Genomic DNA, 22,894 nt, shown 5'->3' on the forward strand with positions numbered 1-22,894 from the left:
AGGAAAAGGTTGACTCAAAAAAGCATTGCGCTTTATGTGCGTCAAAACTAACATTTACTTCATGAAAAGTGAAAATGTTAGTTATGGACCACATTTTTAGGGCGGCGATGACGCCCGATGAGTTCGGGCGTCTGTTTCGTGCGGAGCGTACAAAGCTCAAGAAGTCGCAGGAAACGATTGCACAGCACGCTGGCGTGCGCAGGGAAACGATCGTGCAGCTTGAGCGAGGCCAGAACGTGGGCCTGCACGTCATCATGCGCGCGCTCGGCGCGCTTGGCAAAGGGTTATCGATCGTGTCGGATCGACCGGACTACGACCAGATGAGAGACATGCTTCGCGATGAATGAAGGAAAGATCAAGCGGCTGATTGTGGGCACCCCACAGGGCGACGCAGGCGATCTGACGAAAGAATCCCGATTCGCGTTCAACTACACGACGGCGGAGCGCGCTCGCGAGGTGTCGCTGCTCATGCCGATTCGGGCTGAAAGTTACGCGGAGACGGTGTTGCCGTCGGTCTTCGCGATGAACCAGCCGGAGGGCTTCCTGCTGGATAAGCTGCGGGAACGGTTCGCTAAGGTGGTCGATCTCGACGACATGCGGTTACTGGCATTGACAGGGGAAAACCAGATTGGTCGGCTGCGCTATCGGGAGCCCGACGAGAAGCCTATGCCGATACGCGCCGAGGTCGGACTCAATACGCTTTTGCGCTCAGGGGCGAGCGATGAACTGTTTGATTTCCTCGTCGACGTGTATCTCCGCTCCGGAATTAGTGGTTTTCAACCGAAGATCATGCTGCCTGACGCGGATGCACTGGCTGATGCGGCCGAGCCCGTGGCAACTGCGTATCGGGTCGTAGAGAAGGCGACCGCATTCACGCCGGACCTCATCGTGAAGGCTGCGGGTGAAGGCTATCCAGATCTCGCGCAGAACGAGTTTCTCTGCATGGATGCGGCCCGGATAGCAGGCATTGAGGTGCCTGACTTCTGGCTCTCCGATGACGGAAGTCTGTTTATCATGCGGCGTTTCGATCTGCGTGGACCTGAAAAGCTGCAGCTCGGTTTCGAGGATATGGCTGCGATGACACTGCGGTCGGCTGACAGGAAATACGAGGGGTCGTATGAACAGCTGGCAAAGGTGATCGGTTGGTATTGTGGAGAGAATCGATCCGAAAGCCTGTCGCGTCTGTTTGAGTATGTCGCGATGTCGGTCATGGTCCGAAACGGCGATGCACACCTGAAGAATTTCGGCCTGCTTTATGAGCATCCGCATTCAGCTGTGCCCAGGCTCGCGCCGCTCTTCGATGTTGTAACGACCTCCGTTTATCCGGTCCGCGACCCGCAATCTGGCCGCACGCTGACTGACCGGACCATGGCGCTGAAGCTGAACAAGGACCGTCAGTATCCGATGCGCAAGGAATTGGTCGAATTTGGACGAAACGTCTGCCTGGTACAGCGTCCGGAGATCGTGCTTGACCGGATATCATCCGCGATGCGCCAGTCGCTTGATACGCATCGTGAACGTATCGAGCCGCGGCTCTTCGAAAAGATTTCCGTTGAGTGGGATAGCGGCATGATGTCTGTTGAACCGGCCAAGATATTCACTGGGCGCGCCCTAAAGGCGATTAAAGGAGATGCTGATCCGGGCCCCATCCCTGATTAAAATCCTGAAGCGGGGCCTACACCCAACGATTGGTAGACGCTCCGGAGCACGAGTCACCTCTTCGTTTGATGACCACTCACATCATCGAGCCGGCCCTTGGGGCCGAGTCAATAAGATATTTGCGGCGCGGCATTTCTTTCGCGTCATCGTTTTACAACGAACAGCGCGCACCATAGAATCCGCCGGTTCAGCCGGACCCGCAAATGCGCCGCGCATGGGCAGAAAACCCTCGAAGAGAAAATGAAAAAACTACTCGCCTCCGCCGTACTCTGTCTGCCTTTGTTCGCCCACGCCGGTACTGACGCCACCGCCGACTGCCAGGGCCACCTGTCCACGTGGATGAAAACCCTGCACCCCGGCCGTCAACTCGACACCGAGCATGCCGCGTGCAAAGTCTGGCCCGCCGACCCTTCTCTGACGCTGGCCGTGCAGGCATTGCCGAAAGCCGGCAACACAGATGACGAAGGCGAGTACGACCTCGAAGTGCTGGTCGCTGACAGCAAGTCGGGTGCAATCATCGCGCATGAATATGAACCGGCTGCTATCAGCTCAGACGCGATCCGGTTCAGTCAAATCGATCTGGATACGGCTCGCTATCAACTCACTCCGCAATTGCGGGCATTCGGCGTTCGCGTGACCTACGAGGGCGCGTCGCGCGTCAATCCATACGAAGGCCAGGCGCTGAGCCTATATGTGCTGGACGGCCATACCCTACGGCGCGTGGTCGACAATCTGGCCGTCCAGAACAACTCCGGCGAATGGGACGGCAATTGTGCCGGCACATTCTCGGCCACTACGCGTACGCTTGCCATCGGTCCGGCCAACGGCGCAGGTTACGCGACGCTGCGTGTCGGCGAAACGTCGAAGGAAAGCGTCAGTAAGCAGACGAGCAGCAACTGCGTATCGACCGATCATCCGTTGAAGCGCAACACCACAACGCTCGAGTACGGCGGCACGGCTTACCGCGTGCCCAAAGCATTGCACTATGAATGACGGCGGTTCGGCACCCGCGCGGCGGCGAGTGCGTGGCGGGTTCGCTGTTTGGGCCGTGCCGCTGCTGGTGTTGACGCTGACGCTCGTCGGCGCCTGCGGCAGGCCGTCAACACCGTTGTCGAACGACGCCTATATCTGGCAACACAAATGGACACCGTCCGTCACATCCGCGATTGAATACAGCAGCGGCTTCGTTCAAACGTGGCATGTGCTCGCCGCAGAGAAAGACTCCAAAGACGATTGGACCATCGTCTCGCCCGATTGGACGAGTCTCCACGCGGCGCGTGCGCCAGTAACGGCCGTCATCCGGGTCGACGGCCAACTCGACGATCTGCACGCGCTGCCGGTCGCGCGCATCGTCCAGCTCGCCGCCGATTGGAAGCAGCACGGCATCACACTCGCGGCCATCGAAATCGATCACGACTGCGCGACATCCAGGCTCGCCGCGTATACGCGTTTCCTCGCCACGTTACGCGCGCAACTCGATCCCACCGTCAAACTGACGATCACGGCACTACCCACCTGGCTCGACAGCCCCGCGCTCGATGCGCTGCTGGCCCAGGCCGACGAATCCATCCTTCAGGTGCATGCGGTCATGAACCCGGCGCAAGGCCTGTTCGACCCGGCGCAAGCGCGCGCATGGCTGGGCGCATTCGCGCAACGAACAAGGCATCCGTGGCGCGTCGCATTGCCGACCTACGGCTCGCGCGTGACATGGGGCGACGATGGTCGTGTGGCCGGCATCGAAAGCGAACGTCCGATGTTGCTGGCGAACGGCTTCACTCAAGGGGTATCGCATGAACTCGTCGCGCAACCGGAGCAGATCAGCGCTTTCGTGACGAAGATTGAACGCCACGCGTTGCCCGGACTCGAGGGCATCGTCTGGTTCCGGCTGCCCACCGACACCGACGAACGCGCATGGAGTCTCGCCACCTGGCGCGCCGTGCTCACGCGTGCACCGCTAACCGCCGCCATTTCCGCCGACGTGCGCAAGAGCGCGCAGCAACCAGGGCTCTTCGACGTGTCGCTTGTCAGCGGCGGCAATGCCGACGCGCCATTACCCGCTGTCGTGCGCACCGATTCCTCGTGCGAAGCCGCCGACGGCATCAACGGCTACGCACTCGACTACGACGCGCGCGGCATGCTGCTGCGGCGCGTTCAAGCTGGCTTGCTGCACGCGGGCACGCGTCGCGACATCGGTTGGCTTCGCTGCGGCGCAGCCGATAACAATAAGGTCTCCGTTCATGTTGAACCGTAAATATTTTGCGCTCGGTGGTGGGATCGCGTTGTTGGCCGGCGCTGTCATCGTCCACGCGTGCGGACCGTTTTTTCCGCTGCAATTGCTCGACAATCGCGCGGGCACGCTGTCGGGTACGCCGAACAATTCTTTCGCGTATGAGGCGTCGCGTCTCGTGACGCCCGGCGACCACCTGCTGGCTCCGGAAGCCGTGCGCGTTCCGGCCGGGCAGCAGCCCGTTGATCCCGCCAAGGCGGTGTTGGCGGGTCTCTCGCCAGAACAGATCGCGACGCTTGCCGCGATGGCCAAGGCCGCCGATGGTGACGCAGCCTATGCAATGGGGACGGGCGTGCCGGCGACGCAGCGGCTCTATGCAGCCGCCGACGTCGATTTCGGGCATGCGCTGGCGAGCTGCGCAGCGGCGTCCAGTGCCTCGCCAGCTAGCAGCGCGGCGGGCACCACGGCGCCAGCCGCTGCCACCCCGCAATCCGCCTGCGCCGCACGCGAACCGCTACTCAGCCGCGCATCTGCGCGACTCAACGAGATCCTCGCATTGCCCGCCTCAAGCGGCGCACCACGCGCGGTAGCCGCCGCAACCGAACTCGCGGCCATCGCCCAAGCCCGTGCGGACGACTGCACCGGCAGCGACGCTTGCGCCTCGCTCACAGCAGCGTTGCCGGCTGCCTACGCAAAACCGCGCGCGCTCGCGGCAAACGGCGCCGCCGATCCGGAAGGCCTCGCGGTAGCGAGCTTCGGCGACGAAGCACTCACCTATCTGCACGACAAGAAGACCGGCAAGCAGTGCGACTACCGCAGTTTCCTGAACGACACACCGTGCGCGGCGGCAATCGCGTCGGGGAATCTGAAGCAGGCCATCGGCCTCTACGCGCAGCAGGCGGCACGCGGTGGCAACAGCGGCTTGCAATCCCTGCGCTTCATCGCTGCGTGGACGCTGGCCGACAAGGCCCGGGTCGCGTCCCTGATCGACGATCCGGTCGCACAACGCCTGCTGGTGTCCTATGCGCTCGCGCGTGAAGGCGACATCGTCAAGGACCGCCCCGAGAGCGCGTTCGAATACTACGGCGGCTACGACAACAGTTACGGGCCGACCGGCTATGCCGATACCGCCCGCGGCGACAAGGGCATCAAACCGAACCCGTCGTTAGTGTCTCTTGTCGAGGCAATCCGGCAACGTGGCATCGATCATGTGGCGGGCGCCGATCGCCTCGCCGCGCTCGCCTATCGAGTCGGGCGCTACGATTTCGCCAGTGAGCTAGTGGCGCGTGAACACAGCGCACTCGCAAGCTGGGTGAGCGCAAAGCTCGCATTGCGCCGCGGCGATACAGCCGCTGCCGTTGAGGCCTATGCGCAGGCCTCCAAAGGTTTCCCAGCCGTCGATTCGAGCCTCGAACCTGCCCGCGCTCAGTTGATCAAGGGCGAACAGGCGGTGCTGACGCTGTCGCGCGGGCAGTACGTCGAGGCGCTCGGTTACCTGTTTGACGCGGCGTCGTGTCAGGACAACATCGGCGTGAATGACGACTCCGTCTCCGATGTCGCTTATGGCAGCGACATGGCCTACATCGCGGAACGTGTGCTCACCACGGACGAGCTGAAGCGCTTCGTGGATTCACGCGTCCCTGCATCGGCGGTGCCGCCGGCACCATTGTCCGATGCAGGCGCGGACGCCTACTATGCCCTGCATCACACCACCGCCGATGCATTGCGTTATCTGCTCGCGCGCCGCCTCGTGCGCGACGGCCGGATCGACGAAGCGCTGCCGTATTTCCCCGCCGACGACGATCCGCGCTACGGCTCCTTCAGTTGGGAAGGTGGCCACACCATCCGTAAGCAATTGCAGTTTCGTAAGCTGGCGCGCGACTATGCGGCCGCGTTGGACGAGGCGCAGCACGCGTGGACACGCACGAACCGGGCGCGCGGATGGTTCGCCGCGGCGACGCTCGCGAAGCAGTCCGGTATGGAGTTGATGGGTTACGAGCAAGGACCGGATTTTCACGACATCGACGGTGCGTTTGCCGGCGGATCGGGGCGCTCGGGTGTCGTGAGTGCGCGCGTGGATCGGGCTTCCGATGCTGGCGCGGCTAGTGCGGCTGCAGTACCGGACACGCCGGAAGCGCGCGCAGAGGCGGATCTGGCTGGACCGTTCGTGACCGTCGACGAGAAGCGCCGCTATGCGGCCAGCGAGAGCAGACCGCTGACGCGGTTTCACTACCGCGAAATCGCCGCCGACTACGTCGTCAAAGCGGCGGATGGGTTGCCGCCGCGCTCGCAGGCATTCGCTGCTGTGCTATGCCGCGGGACGGACTGGATGCGCAACGACGATCCGGCGCGCGCGCGTGGTTTTTATCAGCGCTATGTCAAGGAGGGGGCTTACGTTGACTTCGGCGGTCCATTCGGCACGTTGTGCCCGGAACCGGATTTCCGGGCCGCGGCGACGTTCACTTATACACAGGCGTGGCACGACGTGAAGCGCGATGCTGGGCGCAATAAGAAACGCGTGGCGCTGATCGGGTTGCTGATCGCCGCGGGTGTGATCGGCATGGGGGCGTGGCGCTATCGGAGAGTGAAAGGGCGGCGGGTTGAGGGCCGCAGCAAGTGAGGTGGGCGTCGGCGGGATCTAGCGGTTGTTCTCGTCTGAAAATGCATCGGTAATAGCCTGCACGATTTGCGCGCTCAACTCCGGCCGCTCGTCAAACAGCGGATAGCGCTTGCGCAAGTTGTTCGACACACTGTTGCCGTTCTGCCGGACGCTGCGAATGATGCCGTCCAGATCGTTGTCCGGCGCTTCGAGAAAATCCTTGATCGCGCATCGTGCTGAGTCGTTGGCGTGCAGAAAGCGCGCTTCGGTGCGCATTTCATGTGTTAGCGTCATGTCGATCACGTCAGCCAGATAGATGACGTGTGCGGTCAGATCGGGATAGCGCCAGGCGGGCAGCGCGTCGTCATAGGCGCGAAAATGCAGGTTGTATTCGACACCGTCGTCCGCGATCTCGGTCTTGCCGAACGTGTACTGGTCGGCATAGTGTTTCATCAACGGACGCGAAAAGCGTTCGAGCACTTTGTCGTAAGCGGCACGATCGCGCGTGCTGTGGGTGATTGTGGCGGATACCGGCAAGATGATTGGCGCAGGCACCGCGCCGTCGCGACGCAGAATGTCGTTGATCAGGAAGCGCGAAATGCGGCCGTTGCCGTCGGCCATAGGGCGCACGTAGACGAAGCCGAACGATGTCGCTGCGGCGCGGATGATCGGGGCTCCACCCTCGGTACGTTCTAGAAAGCGGGCGAGCCCCAACAGCATCGGTTCGATGCTTTCCCAAGGCGGCGCAATGTAGTCGACCACCGGTTGATAGCGTGCGATATGTCCCACATACACCGGCGAGGGGCGAATGCCGTAACGCAGGGCCGACTGCCCGAGGATGCCGCGTTGCAAGACGTCGAGCGTTTCAGCGTCGAACGGATTCGCATGCTGTCCGCATTCGCTTTCCATGACCGCGGCAAAGCGGCGGATTCGATCCTCTTTGTCCTGCTCGTGCTCGATCAGAAAGCTCGCGCGGCTCTCTTTGACCGTCAGCCAGACGGCGCTTCGCAAGATCAGATCGATGCCATAGGCCGCTTCCAGTTCGGCAAGCGGTGCGGCAAGGTCGTAAGCTTCGGCGCGCTGAACCGCTTCGACACGTCGAATCACCGGGCAAAAATCGCGATTGCCCGGCAGATTGTCGCGCACGCGCCAACGCGCGTTGTTGACCGTCGTGCCTACGATGAAGTCATCGGGATTCAATGCATCGACATAGTTTCCCCGGGAGACGCCAGGCGCGTCTAACGGCTTCGGCATCAGCCACTCGTAAAAGAAGCAGGCACGGCGGGCATACGCGCCTGTGGGTTCGCGGGCGATCCACGCCTCCAGTTCGTGGCGCACCGGTTGCAGCGCATAGAGTCGCGCGAGGAATTCCAGGTGAATGCCCTCGTGCCGGAAGGCGAAAGTCAGGTTGTCGATCAGGCTGGCGGCCGGACGATAACGTTCGGGGTAAACCTCGCGGCGGATGTCGCCGTCGGTGGACGTTGAGCGAATCCGGCCGATTTCACTTTGAACGGCGAACGGGTGGACCGGTACGACGCCGTACGTGTTGGATAGCCATTGATAACCGATCTGCGGCATGATTTTCGATCCGGGGTGGCGGGACGCGCGCGAGGACACGTTGTTTCGCTCAGTTTTGCGTAGTTTCGATTACTCGGCTCGCAAAACGATTACAAAACGCATGTTTTCTAGAAAAACGATTATACGGCGTCTTCGCTTCATTTCGATTACTGGGCGCGTAAAACGATTACAAAGTGCCAGTTTTCTGGAAAAGCGATTACTTTCCCCCTGTTGAGGTAGTCTTTCAGGCTCCGCCTGCTGCCGCCATCCACCCAAACCGCCGCGACAACCTCAGGGTTGCCGCGCGCAAGGTTTGCGCGGGACCGCCCGCGAGCTCGCTGTCGAAGCTGCCGCCTGGCCCCATCACCGCGAGCACGAGACAGATGCTGCCGGTATGGTCCAGCACTGGCGCGGCCAAGGTGTCGATGCCTGGCACGGGCCGGCTCAATGCAGTATCGATGCCGTCCGCGCGGATTTGCGTGAGGCGCTGTGAGTAGGCTTTTGTTAGCTGCGGTAGTGATGGCGCGGCGTCTTTGCGACCTGAGGCCGTTGCTGGACCTTCAGCCGCTGTCGCCGCCCCCACAAAAATCTCCCTCGCCTCCGCCCCCGCCAGTCGCAAATGATCCTGCGCCAGCAGTCCAATCCGCACATCGTCCGCGACAAAAGCAGCAAACACCCGCCCGATCGCCGTATTCACCAGCGACATCACCGTGCCGACCCGCAAGCTCACATGCAGCGGCCGCGCCGATTCCTCCAGGCGCACGACGGTCGGCCCGAGCGGCCCGAGCACCGCCATCGCGACGCTCATTCCCGTCGACGCCGCCAGTTCGACCACTTCCGGCTCGGCTTCCCGGGTCGGCGATAAACGCTGCAAGCCGATCAATCCCAACTCAAGGGCTAACGGCCCGGCTTCGAAACAACCAGAAGCGTCCCGATTGAGCAAACCGATCTTGAGCAGACTCACCAGATGCGGAAACGCTTTGGCCGGCGGCATGCCCGCAGCCGCCGCAAGGTCACGCAAGCTCAATGGCCGTGCGGCCGCAACCAATGCGCCAAGCAACTCGCCGGTGCTATCGAGCGACTGGATGCCGCGCTGCGGTTTTGCATCGGCGGAAGCGGCAGAAGATGCGAAAGAAGTGTCGAGAGAATCAGTCACGATGCGGAAGAAGCTAACAAGGAGGGCGTTGCCGCAAGTTCAGCGCTGATTTCACGAGCGGCCGCAACCAGAGCGCGAGCCGTCGGGCCATTGGCGGCGACGTCGATCGCACCGGTCGACCCGATCACCGTCAGCGCGAGACACAAGTGGCCGTTCGCATCGAGTACCGGCGCGCTCAAACTGCTGATGCCCGGACTCGGCGCATCGACGCTGCATTCCAACCCGCGCGCGCGGATTGCATCCAAAGTGGTCTCGAACGCGGCGCTCTCATCAGGCGGCGTCATTGCACCATCCCCCGAGCCCGATTGATTCGCCCACATGCCCGCCAGCGTCTCACGCGGCAGATAAGCGCAAAATACGCGTCCCGTCGACGTGGCTGGCAGCGACATCACCGTGCCCACATGCAGATTCACATGCAACGGAAACCCCGCATGTTCATAGCGGACGATGGTCGGCCCTTGCGGCCCGGCAATACAGATCGCGACGCTGAAGCCGATCGCCTCGGCCAACGCCGTCACGCGCGGCACGGCGGCGCGAAACGCCGGTTGGTTCTCGAGATGCATCAATCCCAGCCGCAACGACAGCGGACCGGGTTCATAGCGGCCCGACAGCTCATCACGTTTGATCAGACCTAAGCGGCTCAAGCTCACCAGATAAGCATGCGCCTGCCCTGGCGCGATCTGCGCAGCGGTGGCGAGATCGGACAAAGCGAGCGGGCTGCGCGCCTGGGCAAGCGCAAGCAACACGCGGCCGCCGACCTCAACGCTCTGAATCCCGCGCTGCGTCTTGCCGCCGTCTGCCGTCTCGCTGCCGCCCGCGCCTTTGCCGGTGGCCGATTTCGCTGCTTTGCTCACACCCGCGCTCGTCCGTAAAAAGGGTCCATGTTAGCCGAAGGCCAGCGCGAAAACCGCACCTTCCTGCCCTCATCTTAGGCGCTCTTGAATTTGTGTATAGCGATACATTTCGCTATTGACAAATAATCTGAGACGGCCATAAGATGCATTCACCCCGACATACCGGTGCAGTCACAGAGTCAAAACGGGGCGAGACAACCCCCAATACCGTCGGCCCGCGCATCCGAAATCCGGGCGCGCAGCCGGCCGTCTCGCCTCACGTCCAACTTTTGAGGGAGACAAGCATGGCAAAGGCATTCGCATCCCAGGCCGACCTGGAAGTCAAGAAAGTCACGTGGACCAAGCTGTCCGAGAACGCCTACGCGTACACCGCTGAGGGCGATCCGAACTCGGGCGTGATCGTCGGCGACGACGGCGTGCTGATCGTCGACACCACCGCCACGCCGGCCATGGCGCAAGACCTCATCGCGAAGATTCGCAGCGTCACCGACAAACCGATCAAATACGTCGTGCTGTCGCACTACCACGCCGTGCGCGTGCTGGGCGCGTCGGCGTATTTCGAAGAAGGCGCGCAGCAGGTGATCGCGAGCCGCGGCACGTACGAGATGATCGTCGAGCGCGGCGAAGCAGACATGAAGTCGGAAATCGAACGCTTCCCGCGCTTGTTCGCCGGTGTCGAAACGGTGCCGGGCCTGACGTGGCCGACGCTCGTGTTCGAAAAAGAAATGACGCTGTTCCTCGGCAAGCTCGAAGTGCGTATCGCGCATCTGGGCGCGGGTCATACGAAGGGCGATACGGTGGTGTGGTTGCCGTCGCAGAAGGTGCTGTTTTCCGGCGACCTGGTCGAATACGACGCAGCCTGCTATTGCGGCGACGCTCAACTCGAACAATGGCCGGCCACGCTCGAAGCATTGCGTGCGCTGAAGGCCGAGAAGCTCGTGCCGGGCCGCGGGCCTGCATTGACCACGCCGGAAGACGTCAACAAAGGCCTCGATTACACGAAAGACTTTGTGACCACGTTGCTGCAGCAAGGCCGCGAAGCCGTCGAACAGAAGCTCGATCTGAAAGCCGCGATGGCGCACACGCGCAAGGCGATGGACCCGAAATTCGGCCACGTGTTCATCTATGAGCACTGCCTGCCGTTCGACGTCTCGCGCGCCTTCGACGAAGCGAGCGGTATCACGCATCCGCGCATCTGGACCGCGCAGCGCGACAAGGAAATGTGGGACGCGCTGCAAGCCTGATTGAACGCCCGATAACCGCATAGAAACGCCGGAAAGCGTCAAGCAGAGCAGAGAAGGACGGAGACACAAGATGAGCATCAACTACCAGACGCTATCGTTCGACTATCAGCCGTGCCGCGAACAAAGCGGGCAAAGCGCTGCGAATCAGGCGCCTTATCCCGTGATCGTGGTGGGCGCGGGGCCGGTGGGCCTCGCTACCGCGATCGATGTCGCGCAGCAGGGCGTGCCGGTTGTCCTGGTCGACGACGATTGTTCGTTGTCCACAGGTTCGCGGGCGATCTGCTTTTCGAAGCGCTCGCTCGATATTTTCGATCGGCTGGGTTGCGGACAGCGCATGGTGGACAAGGGCATCAGCTGGAATGTCGGCAAGGTGTTCCTGAAAGATGAACTGGTATACACGTTCAATCTGCAGCCGGAAGCGGGCCATCACCGTCCCGCCTTCATCAACCTGCAGCAGTACTACGTCGAAGGCTTTCTGCTCGAACGCGCGCAGGAACTGCCGAATCTCGAGATCCGCTGGAAGAGCAAGGTGGTCGGCGTGCAGCAGAACAGCACGCCGGGTACCCCTCAAGCGAGTGTGACGCTCACCGTCGATACACCCAACGGTCAGTACCCGTTATGCGGCCGCTATGTGGTGGCCGCCGACGGCTCGCGCAGTCCGTTGCGCAATCTGATGGGAATCGACAGCAAGGGCGTCACGTTCAAAGACCGCTTCCTGATCGCCGACGTGAAGATGGAAGCGGAGTTTCCGACCGAGCGGTGGTTCTGGTTCGATCCGCCGTTCCATCCGAATCAATCGGTGCTGTTGCATCGTCAGCCGGATAACGTCTGGCGGATCGATTTCCAGTTGGGCTGGGACGCCGATCCGGTGCTGGAAAAAACGCCGGAACGGGTGATTCCGCGTGTGCGTGCGTTGCTCGGACCCGATGCGAAGTTTGAGCTGGAATGGGTCAGCGTCTATACGTTTTCGTGTTTGCGCATGGAACGTTTCCGCCACGGCAACGTGTTGTTCTCGGGCGATTCCGCGCATGGCGTGTCGCCGTTCGGCGCGCGCGGTGCGAATAGCGGCGTGCAGGATGCGGAAAACCTCGCATGGAAACTGACGATGGTGCTCGAAGGCAAAGCCGCCGACGCCTTGCTCGATACGTATTCGAACGAGCGCGAATTCGCCGCCGACGAAAACATTCGCAACTCCACCCGCTCGACCGATTTCATCACGCCGAAAAGCCCCGTTAGCCGCGTGTTTCGCGATGCCGTACTGAAGCTCGCGCGGCATCACCCGTTCGCGCGACAGTTGGCGAATAGCGGCCGCCTCTCGGTGCCGGCGGTGTTGCGTGATTCCCCGCTAAATACACCGGACAGCGACAGATTCGAAGGTCCGATGGTGCCGGGGGCATCGTGCGTCGATGCGCCGGTTCAGGCCGACGGGCAAGCGGCATGGCTGTTGCGGCAACTCGGCCAGCAATTCACGGGCGTGTTGTTCTGCGGCTCGCAAGGCATCGATCCGGCAACGCAGGCTGCGCTGGATGCCTTGCGACGCGGACGGGTTCCGCTGAAGCTCGTCGTGGTGACGAGTGGCGATGCGCAGGCCGCTGCGGCTTCAGGAGCAAAGGTGGTGCACGACGTCGACCGTCTTGCGGCCGCTCGTTACGACGGCAAACCCGGCACGTTCTATCTGATCCGCCCGGACCAGCATGTCTGCGCGCGCTGGCGGCAACTCGACGTGAGCGTGGTGGACGCTGCATTGAAGCGGGCGTTGTGCGTGGAAGGCACGGCCTTAGGCTCAGCGCATACGGCACACGCAGCCTGACAGCAAAACGCAGCACATCGGCGAAAGAAAATAGCAGGAGACAGTCATGGCATTGAACACGCAACCCAACCTCGCCCGCCCCGACGATTTCTACGAGGCGCTGATCGACATGCATCGCGATCTGGACGATGCGCAGAGTCAGTCAGCCAACGCGCAACTGATCCTGTTGCTCGCCAATCATATCGGCGATCACGCGACGCTTCTCGAAGCGATACGGCACGCACGTGAAGGCGTGAGCGACATTGCGATGTGTGGAGATAACCGATGAGCCAATCTTTCGCCCCCACGCTCGAACCGGGCGCATCCGCTGCGGGACACGACGACCTGTTGTATCGCAAGGTCTCGATGCGGATCATTCCGTTTCTATTCCTGTGTTACGTGGTGTCGTTTCTCGACCGCATCAATATCGGCTTCGCACAGTTGCAGATGAAGCACGACCTGGGTTTCAGCGACGCCATGTACGGGTTGGGCGCAGCGGTCTTTTATATCGGCTACGTGCTGTGTGAAGTGCCGAGCAATATGCTGCTGGCGCGCTTCGGCGCGCGCCGCACCTTCACGCGGATCATGCTGCTGTGGGGCATCGCATCGGTTGGCATGATGCTGGTGTCCAAGCCCACGCACTTCTACCTGCTGCGTTTCATGCTCGGCGTGTTCGAAGCGGGTTTCTTCCCCGGCATCGTGCTGTATCTGACCTACTGGTATCCGGCGCGGCGGCGCGCAGCCGTGCTGTCGATCTTCTTCGCGGGCGTCGCGGTGGCGGGTGTGCTCGGCGGCCTGGTGTCCGGCTGGATCATGCGCGATATGGGCGGCGTGATGGGCCTGTTCGGATGGCAATGGATGTTCGTTATCGAAGGCGCACCGGCCATCGTACTCGGCTTGCTTGCCGCGTTCTATCTGGTTGACGGTCCGCAACACGCAACGTGGCTCAACGCCGAGGAGAAGGCGCAACTGATTGCACAGCGTGATGAAGACCGCCGTGCTTCATCGGACGCGCATTCGTCGCGTTCCGTCATGCAAGCGCTGCGCAATCCGCGGGTCTATCTGTTCGCGTTCATCTATTTCTCACTCACCTGCGCTTCGTTGACGCTGAACTTCTGGATGCCGCTGATGATTCGCGACTTCGGTGTGCACGATGTGCTGGCGATCAGCCTGTACACCGTGATTCCGAATGCGGTCGGCGCGGTGGGCCTGATTCTGATTGCGCGCAACTCGGATCGCCGTGGCGAACGACGCCGGCACTTTGCGGTTTGCACGATCGGCGGCGGCATCGCGCTCTCGTTGCTGACACTGCATCTGAGCAGTTTCCCGGCAATGCTCGCGATTCTCTCGCTGGCGGCCGTGCTGATCTTCGCCGCGTTGCCGATTTTCTGGACCGTGCCGTCGGGCTATTTGTCCGGCACCGCGGCGGCCGCCGGGATTGCGCTGATCAGCAGCATCGGCATTACGAGCGGGATTGTCAGCCCGTGGGTGATCGGGCTGATCAAGACGCACACCGGCAGCATGGACAATGCGTTGTATCTACTGACCGCGCTGCTGTTCGTCAGCGGTGTCGCATTGCTGCTTGGTGTGCCGAAAGAAGCGAAACGTCTCTAAAGATCGAATGGGTTCGGACGTCATGTTGGGTAGCGTCGCGCATATTCCAGGCGACCGCCGCGTGTGAGGCCCGAACCTGCGATGCATTTCCCACAGGCGCATGACTAGGCGTTCGATTCGCCAAACACCAACGCCTTCGGCCATCCAAACGCATGTACTAACGTGACCGGCTGCGCGAGCGCAGCCGCCGCGCAAATTTTGCCCGACATCGGCAAATCGAGCACATGCCAGCGGCCATGCTCCGCGAGATCGAACGCGCCGACTGCCGCATCGCTCGACAGCAGATCCAGATCGATATCGAGCGGCGCAAAGCGCAACGCATTGCGCAAGCTGCCATAACGCGCGCTTCGGCGTGAGTCGTCCGGCGTGTCGTCGATCGCGGCGCCCGGCGAGGGTACGACGATGCTCAGACCGAGCGCCGCCGACGCAATACCGATCACGATCCAGATGCCGCCGTACGCAATATCGATCGTGATGCCGCGACCGTCATGCGGATGACGCGCACGCAGTTTTTCGTTGCCGTCGTCCTGCAAATCGACGGCACGCGGCTCGCAGTCGAACAGATTCGCGACGATCCAGCGCGTCACCACGTGTGCGGTGACAAAGCGTTTGCGCAACGCCGAGTTCGGGTGAAGCCGTGCGCGTTCGCGCTCTACCTTCGAGAGCCACGCCTCGCCTTCCTGAACCGGTACCGGCAGCCATTCGCAACGAAATCGCCACAGATGCAATTCACCCGCGCATGGCGCGACGACGCTGCGCGGATGGTGACGGGTCAGCGAATGCGAGACGAATTCCGGCGCGACGGCACCCACGTTAGCGTGATTCGTCGCCTGCGAGCCGGCGCTGTCGTGCACACGCGAGGGCGCGGGAGAAGTGACATAAGCGAGTTCCAACGGCATACGCTCGGGTCCTCAGTGCATATACGTGACGCGGCGCGCTTGCACGTCGAGTTCGACACCGGCGTCGAGCAGGTCGATGGCGAACCAGCGGATCAGCTTCAACACGCCGCTGACGGCCGGTGCCGGCAGCCATTCGTTCAGCATGCGCAATGCGGCGCCGCTGTGCGTTTTTTGCAGCAGGGCGATGGTTTGCAGAATCACGGCTTCGTCCTTGCCGAGATCGCTGGCGCAGCGGCATCGCATGTCGAGCGGACGATAGGACACGTGCACCAGCGAACGCATCAGCAGATCGAAATGTTCGATGCCGCCTTGCCGCAAGCCCACGCCGCTCAGGATGTCGCGCCATTGCACGCCGCCGCGCGCCGTTTCGCACGCCGGCCGCAGCCAGGTGCGCACGGCGCTGAGGACCGTGCGATCGGGCGCGTCGGTGGTATCCGTGACGTGATCGTCGACCAGTTCGGGACGGCTGCTGTATTGAGAGCGAAAGTTCATCGATGCTCCTGAATGGACACGGTCCAATAAGTCGCGCCGGCCTGATCGGATGAGGGCGGCGTCGCAGGGCCCATGATGAGCCAATTTCGCAGTAAATGCAAATCGTTCGCATTTAGAAAATGAATTGGACAGGACGTCGTCCTGCGGATTGGCGCAGACTGCGAGCGGCCCGAAGGCCTTGCAGTCTGGTATCGGATATCAGGCCCGCAACTAACGGTCAGCCGCCGTGGGCGCCCCCAGATATGATGGCGAAACGCCGCAGCAAGCCTGTCGCATCCTTGTCGACCCACGCTAGCCAATGCCACCAAAAACTCTCGACGCCGCATCGACCTCCCATCCCTCCGAAGCGGCGCAGCGCCTGCCCACCCTGATGCTGGCCGCCGGCCTGTCGTTAGGCAGCGCGATTGCACTGGGCCTTGCCCGCTTTGCGTACGCGTTGCTGCTGCCGTCGATGAAACTCGATCTCGGCTGGAGCTTCGCTCAAGCCGGCGCGATGAATACGGCCAATGCGCTGGGCTATCTGCTCGGCGCGCTCGCTTTTCCGCGGCTTGCGCGCCACTGGTCGACGGGGGCTTTGTTCGGCGCGGGCTGTGCGGCCACCGCGGTTCTGATGGCCGTCAGCGGATTGCTTGCCGATACGCACTCGCTCCTCGCGTTGCGCGTGATCACCGGCGTGAGCAGCGCGGCGATTTTCATCAGCGGCGGCGTGCTGGCGGCGCGGCTTGCATCGGCAAGACCGCACGATGCGGGACTCGTGCTCGGCTTGTATTACGGCGGGACCGGATGGGGCATCGTCGCCTCGTCGGTACTCGTGCCCCTGACGATTCTCAACGCCATTCATGGCTGGCAGTTTGCGTGGTTCGCACTGGCGGCTGCGTGCGCGGTGTTCGCCGCGATCGCCGTCGGTGCCGCGAGGAGAGTCGACAGCGTACATGCGGCAGCGTCGTCTGCCGCGCATGCGGCCGGCGCGGCTGACACGCCGCGTTGGCCGCGTTTCAGCCCCGCGCTGGCAGGCTACGGATTGTTCGGTGTCGGCTATATCGGCTACATGACGTTCATCGTCGCGCTGCTGCGCAATGCGGGCATCAGCGCGGTGGTGGTGACGGGTTTCTACCTGCTGCTCGGCGTGGCGACCGTTGTATCGGCGCGCATATGGTCCGGTCTGCTCGACCGCATGCGTGGCGGTCACGCGCTCGCGATACTCAACGCGCTGCTTGCGGTGGCGACGCTGCTGCCTGCGTTGTTCACGCAACCGTGGGTGGCGTTCGTCTCCGGCGTGCTGTTTGGCGCGACGTTTCTCTCAGCGGTCGCGTCGACCACGGCTTTTGTGCGCCACAACTTGCCGGTGAGTCACTGGGCCAAGGGCATCAGCGCATTCACGATCGTGTTCGCGTTCGGGCAGATCGTTGGGCCGATGGTGATCGGCTGGGTCTCGGACGGTGCCGGTCTCGCTCGCGGGCTGGTTTATTCCGCGTTGCTGCTGGCGGCCGGCGCGGTGCTGGCGGCTTGCCAGAAGCCCTTGCGCGGCGCCTGATTGTATTGTCCCCAGGAATTTCCGCTATACCGGGCGACTGTCTGAAGCACGTACACTCACCGCTTCTTCCCAGCGCTGAGAGAAACCGTGTCTGCCATCACCTGCATCGAAGATTTACGCGCGCTTGCCCAACGGCGTGTGCCGCGCATGTTCTACGACTACGCCGACAGTGGTTCGTGGACGGAAAGTACCTACCGTGCCAATGAAAGCGACTTTCATCGCCTGAAGCTGCGCCAGCGCGTGGCGGTCAATATGGCGGGCCGCAGCACGCGCACGGAAATGGTCGGTCAGGACGTTGCGATGCCCGTGGCGCTCGCGCCGACGGGCTTGACCGGCATGCAACATGCCGACGGGGAAATCCTCGCCGCGCGCGCGGCGGAGAAGTTCGGCGTACCGTTCACCTTGTCCACCATGAGCATCTGCTCGATCGAGGACGTTGCTGCCCACACCAGCAAGCCGTTCTGGTTCCAGCTTTATATGATGCGCGACCGCGATTTCATCGTGCGCTTGATCGAGCGCGCTCGCGCGGCACGGTGCAGCGCCTTGATGCTCACGCTCGATTTGCAGATCCTCGGTCAACGTCATAAGGACATCAAGAACGGGTTGTCGGCGCCGCCCAGATTGACTCCTGCGAACCTCATCAACCTCGCGACCAAGCCGCGCTGGTGCCTCGGCATGCTCGGAACGCGGCGGCGCACCTTCGGCAACATCGTCGGCCATGCGAAGGGCGTGGGCGATCTGTCGTCCCTGAGTTCGTGGACCGCCGAGCAGTTCGATCCGGCGCTGAGCTGGGCGGACGTCGAATGGGTCAAGAAGCAGTGGGGCGGCAAACTCATTCTGAAAGGCATCATGGATGTCGAAGATGCGCGCCTTGCCGCTGATAGCGGCGCTGACGCGTTGATCGTCTCCAACCATGGCGGCCGCCAACTCGACGGTGCGCCCTCGTCGATCTCGGCGCTCCCCGAAATCGCACGCGAGGTCGGCTCGCGCATCGACGTGTGGATGGATAGCGGCATCCGCAGCGGGCAGGACGTGCTGAAAGCGGTTGCGCTCGGCGCGAAAGGCACGATGATCGGCCGCAGTTTTCTTTATGGCCTGGGTGCAATGGGCGAAGCAGGCGTCACACAGTGCCTGCAGATCATTCAGAAGGAACTGGACATCACCATGGCCTTTTGCGGCCACACTGACATCCGCAAGGTGGACGAGCGAATTCTGCTGCCTGAGCGACGTTGACGGCAGACGCCAGGCGGGAGTCGATTGACTGCGTGCCATGTCGTGAGCACACGCTCACGCCTGCGCCTGGCTTGGCGCATGTCGTTTGCGGAAATAGAACGCCGCCACTGATGCGGGGTAAGGGGTCTCAGCTCTTTCGGGACGTCTTGGCGACAAACGGCGTCGGTACGTGCTGACAGGTCTCGCTGCCGCACTTCGGGCAACGCGGATGAGCGGCCTCATGTTCAGCGAGATGTTCAGCGTGCTCGAATAACTCGCCACACTTCTCACAACGATATTGGTACGTCGGCATGACTGTCCTCCAAACGAATCTCACGTGCGCCGGCTGGATACGACTCGCCAACACGATCCAGCAAGGTGAGAATTTATTCTAGTGCAGCAAATGGGCAGTCATGTGTCTCATCTCGACCCGTGCTCACTGCCGACGACGACGCCACCCGCGACCCGCGCTTTCCCTGATGGCGGGTTCGTACTAGGCTTGATTGTGGAAGGCTGTCGCCGGCAGGCGAAACTTGACGAACCGCGATCCGCTGACGACAGCCGCTTCTCCCCAGGGTGTTCCTAGGGCTACAGCGCGAGGTCCGATATGCAACTGCTTACGGTAACAATCTCCAAACCCGAAGCGACGAATTTCATCTTGGGGCAAACCCACTTCATCAAGTCTGTCGAGGATTTGCACGAGGCAATGGTCGGTACCGTTCCGGGTATCAAGTTTGGTTTGGCCTTTTGTGAAGCGTCGGGTAATCGCCTTGTGCGCCGCTCCGGCACCGACGCTGACCTGATCGAGCTGGCGTGCCAGAATGCCATGGCCATTGCTGCAGGCCACTGTTTCGTGATCTTTCTGGGCGATGGTTTCTACCCGGTCAATGTGCTGAACGCGATTAAGGCCGTGCCGGAGGTCTGTCGGATTTTCTGCGCGACGGCGAATCCCACGCAGATTCTGATTGCCGAGACGGATCAGGGGCGCGGTATCCTGGGTGTTGTCGATGGGTTCCCGCCGCTCGGCGTGGAAAGCGAGGAGGGCGTTCAATGGCGCAAGGATCTGTTACGTGCCATCGGTTACAAAGCGTAGGTGCGGTTGCTTTTATTCCGCGACGTGCGCGTTTGCGACATGCGCGCCGGTCTGCGTGAATCATGGAACATCTGCTTCTCCAACCCGGCACACTATGGCCGGCGATCCTGCGCCAGACTGAGCATGCGCTTCGTTGTGGCGCACTGCGGCCGATTGAGACTGTTCAGGCGCTGATCGAAGACCATGGCATACGCTTCCTGGTCCGTCAGGTCTCCAGCATCGCTCGCAAGGAAGCAACGCGAAAAGCGCGTGGAGTTACGGCCGGAACGTGCAGCGCGATCAATCCGTTCCTTCCTTATGATCCGGACCTCTTTGTGTCCGATCTCTCGGACACGCACGTCGCCTTGCTCAACAAGTTCAACGTCATCGACCATCATCTGCTGATCGTCACCCGTAGCTTCAAATCGCAGGACACGCTGCTCGATCTCACGGACTTTGCTGCATGGATCGCCTGCATGGCCGAGTTCGATGGGCTGGGTTTTTACAATGGCGGCGCGCAAGCCGGCGCGAGTCAAAACCACAAGCATCTGCAGATCGTGCCGTTGCCGCTCGGCGACTCAGGTCCACCGCTCCCAATTGAATCCGTTCTTGAATCCGCGCGCATGGAAGGTGCGATCGGCGAAGTACCCGGTCTGCCTTTCAGGCATGCGTTCGCCCCCTTGGAACCGGCTTCTGCCGGCTCAACACACGCCGCACACGCCGCGTTCGATTGCTACCACGCGTTGCTCGAAGCGGTTGGCCTGCGAGCGATCGAAGTGAATGGCGAACTGCACCATTCGGCACCGTACAACCTGCTCGTCTCCCCGCGATGGATGCTGCTCGTGCCGCGGACTTCAGAACGTGTCGAGGGAATTTCGGTGAATGCGCTTGGGTTTGCAGGATCGCTTTTCGTGCGAGACGCAGCACAGATGCAAGTCATCGAGAGACTTGGTCCGATGACTGTGCTGCAACGAGCCGCGGTCCCCGTCGTCATGGGGCAATAGGGAGTATCAGGTCAGATGGTTTGAAACCCATTGAGGGCTGCCAATTTCCAGCACGCCCGTGCGAAAGAGGATTAACGACAGTGGGTGCTATTTCTCCTGTCACCTAAAATAAAGGCATGGTTTTGACCTCAAAGGAGGTTGCCATGACCCAATCCATGATGAGTTTCGTAGTGGGAATTGTGGTGGTGCTATGCCTTGTGATATTCACAGCGGCACGCTACAGGCGGGAACACAAAGATCAGTCGGTCGCCCGCTGGCTGCACGAGCATCCGCTCAAGGACTGGCTGCACCATAAGCACTGACAACCTGGGCGTTCCGTTGCGCGACGGCAGGCACGCGATGTATCGCGGGCGTGGGTCTCGCGCGGCGGACGATTTCTCCAGCATCTCCAGCAAACCGAACTAGATCGCAATCGACGGAATGCTCTTCATGCACCGCAGGGCAAACATCGAACGGCTATGGCGGATGCCCGCGATCTTATAGAGCTTCTCGCGCAGAAACCGCTCGTAGCCCGCCGTACCGTCGACTGCCACTTTGACCAGATAGTCGTAGTCGCCCGACACCAGGTACGCTTCCAGCACTTCACTCAACGTTGCCAGCTCGGCGCCGAAACGGGCGAGGGCGTCTTCGTCGTGACGGTCGAGCCTGACTTGGAGCAGCACCACGTCGGTGAAGCCGAGCTTCTGCTGATCGAGCAACGCGACATAGTCGCGGATGTACCCCTCGGTTTCCAATTGACGCGTGCGGTTCCAGCACGCGGTGGTCGACATGCCGACCAGATCGGCGAGTTCGGCGTTGCTCAGGCGCGCGTTCTTCTGCAACTCGCGCATGATCTTCCGATCCTGGTTGTCCAGTGGACGATTTCGTGCGGTCATAGCATTGTCGGAAGTTTATTCAGATAAATGCCATTCTAAAGGAGGATTGTCCTGCAGTCCGTGGGTCGGTGCATTGCTTTAAGAAGCATATCCAGCTTGCGTCCGGGTATATTTTCAGGGTGCATTCATGCCCGGGACAACCGTCCGGGCCGCCGGCCTCGAGCTTGCGGTCTTGCGCGGCCACAAGCTGCCATCCGGTGTCTCGCTGCCTTCACAGGAAGGCGGCACGCGGGTGAATTCCGGCGCCACTAGCGCCGGAATTCACCCGCGTGCCGGGCATGGAGCATTTTCTTAACCGAATGCTTGCCAGCACCGACCGTCCGTACGCCGTCCTCGAACGATCTTCGAGTGCGGTGGCGGCGCGCCCGGCTGGCAAAGCCGCAACCTGGCCCACCGATGTCGATCCAGCTGGTCGTTTCATTTCTCCTCGCTTCCCTTGTACTCGTTTATTCCCCTGGTCCGGTCAACGTACTGACTGTGGCATCGACGGCGGTGTTTTCGCACCGCTTGCGGACGGTGTTGCAACGGCCGAAGCGGCTGCGTGCGGTCAATCGTTTGATGGGCAGCTTACTGGTTGGCATGGGCGCGTTGATGGCGGCGGTCCGCTGATCGAGTGAGCGGAGTACCGCCGCCATCAGCGGCCTATCGAGGGGCGATCAGCCAGATCGCTGGCGAGACGAAAAAAAGATCGCGTTCAACTGGATTTGGTCGGCGCTTTAACTGCGCTTGGTACCGCAACATTGCGATAGACGTCGCGACAGAATTGCATGCCGCGTTCATGTGTGCCGTTCACGGCGGCCGCTACATGCACCGCGCCTTCAACACGTTCAGGCACCGTCGGATTGACGAGGGCGGCGTTGACGGCGAGTGGATCGGTAGGCGAGGCCCGCATGATGCCGATGCCCTTAATCGTCACGGCGAGACAGGGATCGGGCACCTGCGGGCCATGAGTGGCGGCGACGTTGAAATTGATGTTCAGCGTCCAGAAGCCCTCATGAATGTTCTGATGAATGATCACTACCTTCACCACGTCCTGGTGTGACAGTGTGTATTCGTTGTTTGCCATCGGTCCCTCCTTGCTCGTACGCAGCCTGCGCGTACGTGTGC

General features: G+C 61.7%; 23 protein-coding genes. 15 read left to right on the top strand and 8 right to left on the bottom strand.

Features of this window, described 5'->3' with window-relative positions:
• Positions 1–83: 83 nt before the first annotated feature.
• The 5 genes from B0G76_RS19545 to B0G76_RS19565 all read left to right on the top strand — a co-directional run bounded on the left by B0G76_RS19545 (position 84) and on the right by B0G76_RS19565 (position 6,506).
• Positions 84–347: a helix-turn-helix domain-containing protein gene (locus tag B0G76_RS19545; RefSeq protein WP_120294033.1), complete on the top strand. Its 264-nt coding sequence runs from the start codon at positions 84–86 to the stop codon at positions 345–347.
• Positions 340–1,659, top strand: a complete 1,320-nt coding sequence (locus B0G76_RS19550; RefSeq protein WP_120294034.1) for a type II toxin-antitoxin system HipA family toxin — start codon at positions 340–342, stop codon at positions 1,657–1,659. Before B0G76_RS19545 ends, B0G76_RS19550 begins: the two co-directional genes overlap by 8 nt.
• Before the next feature lie 240 nt (positions 1,660–1,899).
• Positions 1,900–2,652, top strand: coding sequence for a hypothetical protein (locus B0G76_RS19555; RefSeq protein ID WP_120294035.1), 753 nt, complete (start codon positions 1,900–1,902; stop codon positions 2,650–2,652).
• On the top strand, positions 2,645–3,910 hold the full coding sequence (locus B0G76_RS19560; protein WP_120294036.1) for a DUF3142 domain-containing protein: 1,266 nt from the start codon (positions 2,645–2,647) through the stop codon (positions 3,908–3,910). Before B0G76_RS19555 ends, B0G76_RS19560 begins: the two co-directional genes overlap by 8 nt.
• Entirely contained in the window at positions 3,897–6,506 is a 2,610-nt protein-coding gene (locus B0G76_RS19565) for a hypothetical protein (RefSeq protein WP_120294037.1), read from the top strand. The genes B0G76_RS19560 and B0G76_RS19565 overlap by 14 nt, the downstream gene beginning before the upstream one ends.
• A gap of 18 nt (positions 6,507–6,524) precedes the next feature.
• Here the strand turns inward: B0G76_RS19565 and B0G76_RS19570 are convergent, their stop codons facing one another.
• From B0G76_RS19570 to B0G76_RS19580, 3 genes are all read right to left on the bottom strand, one after another.
• Positions 6,525–8,063, bottom strand: a complete 1,539-nt coding sequence (locus B0G76_RS19570) for a Fic family protein (protein ID WP_120294038.1) — start codon at positions 8,061–8,063, stop codon at positions 6,525–6,527.
• 223 nt (positions 8,064–8,286) lie between these two features.
• The gene (locus B0G76_RS19575; RefSeq protein ID WP_120294039.1) at positions 8,287–9,198 is read right to left on the bottom strand and encodes an IclR family transcriptional regulator; all 912 of its coding nucleotides are present in this window, start codon (positions 9,196–9,198) and stop codon (positions 8,287–8,289) included.
• A complete protein-coding gene (locus tag B0G76_RS19580) occupies positions 9,195–10,052 on the bottom strand; it encodes an IclR family transcriptional regulator (RefSeq protein ID WP_120294040.1) in 858 nt (285 codons plus the stop codon). Before B0G76_RS19580 ends, B0G76_RS19575 begins: the two co-directional genes overlap by 4 nt.
• 284 nt (positions 10,053–10,336) lie before the next feature.
• Between B0G76_RS19580 and B0G76_RS19585 the strand changes: the two genes are divergently transcribed.
• The 4 genes from B0G76_RS19585 to B0G76_RS19600 all read left to right on the top strand — a co-directional run bounded on the left by B0G76_RS19585 (position 10,337) and on the right by B0G76_RS19600 (position 14,699).
• Positions 10,337–11,296, top strand: coding sequence for an MBL fold metallo-hydrolase (locus B0G76_RS19585; RefSeq protein WP_120294041.1), 960 nt, complete (start codon positions 10,337–10,339; stop codon positions 11,294–11,296).
• Positions 11,297–11,366: 70 nt separating this feature from the next.
• Complete coding sequence (locus B0G76_RS19590; protein ID WP_120294042.1) at positions 11,367–13,106, top strand: FAD-dependent oxidoreductase; 1,740 nt, start codon at positions 11,367–11,369, stop codon at positions 13,104–13,106.
• Positions 13,107–13,152: 46 nt separating this feature from the next.
• Positions 13,153–13,374: a DUF2783 domain-containing protein gene (locus B0G76_RS19595; protein ID WP_120294043.1), complete on the top strand. Its 222-nt coding sequence runs from the start codon at positions 13,153–13,155 to the stop codon at positions 13,372–13,374.
• Positions 13,371–14,699, top strand: coding sequence for an MFS transporter (locus B0G76_RS19600; RefSeq protein WP_120294044.1), 1,329 nt, complete (start codon positions 13,371–13,373; stop codon positions 14,697–14,699). The genes B0G76_RS19595 and B0G76_RS19600 overlap by 4 nt, the downstream gene beginning before the upstream one ends.
• A 104-nt stretch (positions 14,700–14,803) precedes the next feature.
• Here the strand turns inward: B0G76_RS19600 and B0G76_RS19605 are convergent, their stop codons facing one another.
• A complete protein-coding gene (locus tag B0G76_RS19605) occupies positions 14,804–15,598 on the bottom strand; it encodes a hypothetical protein (RefSeq protein WP_259460641.1) in 795 nt (264 codons plus the stop codon).
• A 12-nt stretch (positions 15,599–15,610) separates the two neighbouring features.
• Positions 15,611–16,090, bottom strand: coding sequence for a hypothetical protein (locus B0G76_RS19610; RefSeq protein WP_120294045.1), 480 nt, complete (start codon positions 16,088–16,090; stop codon positions 15,611–15,613).
• A 298-nt stretch (positions 16,091–16,388) separates the two neighbouring features.
• Here B0G76_RS19610 and B0G76_RS19615 point away from each other — a divergent pair, with 298 nt between their 5' ends.
• Positions 16,389–17,624, top strand: a complete 1,236-nt coding sequence (locus B0G76_RS19615) for a YbfB/YjiJ family MFS transporter (RefSeq protein ID WP_120294046.1) — start codon at positions 16,389–16,391, stop codon at positions 17,622–17,624.
• Between the two features lie 87 nt (positions 17,625–17,711).
• Positions 17,712–18,857 (top strand): alpha-hydroxy acid oxidase, encoded by a 1,146-nt coding sequence (locus B0G76_RS19620; RefSeq protein ID WP_120294047.1) that lies wholly within the window; start codon positions 17,712–17,714, stop codon positions 18,855–18,857.
• 127 nt (positions 18,858–18,984) lie between these two features.
• Here the strand turns inward: B0G76_RS19620 and B0G76_RS19625 are convergent, their stop codons facing one another.
• On the bottom strand, positions 18,985–19,149 hold the full coding sequence (locus tag B0G76_RS19625) for an FmdB family zinc ribbon protein (protein ID WP_120296557.1): 165 nt from the start codon (positions 19,147–19,149) through the stop codon (positions 18,985–18,987).
• Positions 19,150–19,443: 294 nt separating this feature from the next.
• On the opposite strand from B0G76_RS19625, the gene B0G76_RS19630 reads away from it, so the two are divergent.
• From B0G76_RS19630 to B0G76_RS42930, 3 genes are all read left to right on the top strand, one after another.
• Entirely contained in the window at positions 19,444–19,929 is a 486-nt protein-coding gene (locus tag B0G76_RS19630; RefSeq protein ID WP_120294048.1) for an adenosine-specific kinase, read from the top strand.
• 62 nt (positions 19,930–19,991) lie between these two features.
• A complete protein-coding gene (locus B0G76_RS19635) occupies positions 19,992–20,912 on the top strand; it encodes a phosphorylase (protein WP_120294049.1) in 921 nt (306 codons plus the stop codon).
• A gap of 143 nt (positions 20,913–21,055) precedes the next feature.
• Positions 21,056–21,214, top strand: a complete 159-nt coding sequence (locus B0G76_RS42930) for a hypothetical protein (RefSeq protein WP_183082095.1) — start codon at positions 21,056–21,058, stop codon at positions 21,212–21,214.
• A gap of 99 nt (positions 21,215–21,313) precedes the next feature.
• Here the strand turns inward: B0G76_RS42930 and B0G76_RS19645 are convergent, their stop codons facing one another.
• Positions 21,314–21,787 carry an Lrp/AsnC family transcriptional regulator gene (locus B0G76_RS19645; RefSeq protein ID WP_120294051.1) on the bottom strand — a complete coding sequence of 158 codons (474 nt, stop codon included), beginning with the start codon at positions 21,785–21,787 and terminating at the stop codon, positions 21,314–21,316.
• A 396-nt stretch (positions 21,788–22,183) separates the two neighbouring features.
• Between B0G76_RS19645 and B0G76_RS44860 the strand changes: the two genes are divergently transcribed.
• Entirely contained in the window at positions 22,184–22,396 is a 213-nt protein-coding gene (locus B0G76_RS44860) for a hypothetical protein (protein WP_409076721.1), read from the top strand.
• A gap of 85 nt (positions 22,397–22,481) precedes the next feature.
• Here the strand turns inward: B0G76_RS44860 and B0G76_RS19655 are convergent, their stop codons facing one another.
• The gene (locus B0G76_RS19655; RefSeq protein WP_120294052.1) at positions 22,482–22,853 is read right to left on the bottom strand and encodes a hypothetical protein; all 372 of its coding nucleotides are present in this window, start codon (positions 22,851–22,853) and stop codon (positions 22,482–22,484) included.
• Positions 22,854–22,894 lie beyond the last annotated feature (41 nt).

It is taken from the genome of Paraburkholderia sp. BL23I1N1, assembly GCF_003610295.1.
Taxonomy (GTDB): domain Bacteria; phylum Pseudomonadota; class Gammaproteobacteria; order Burkholderiales; family Burkholderiaceae; genus Paraburkholderia.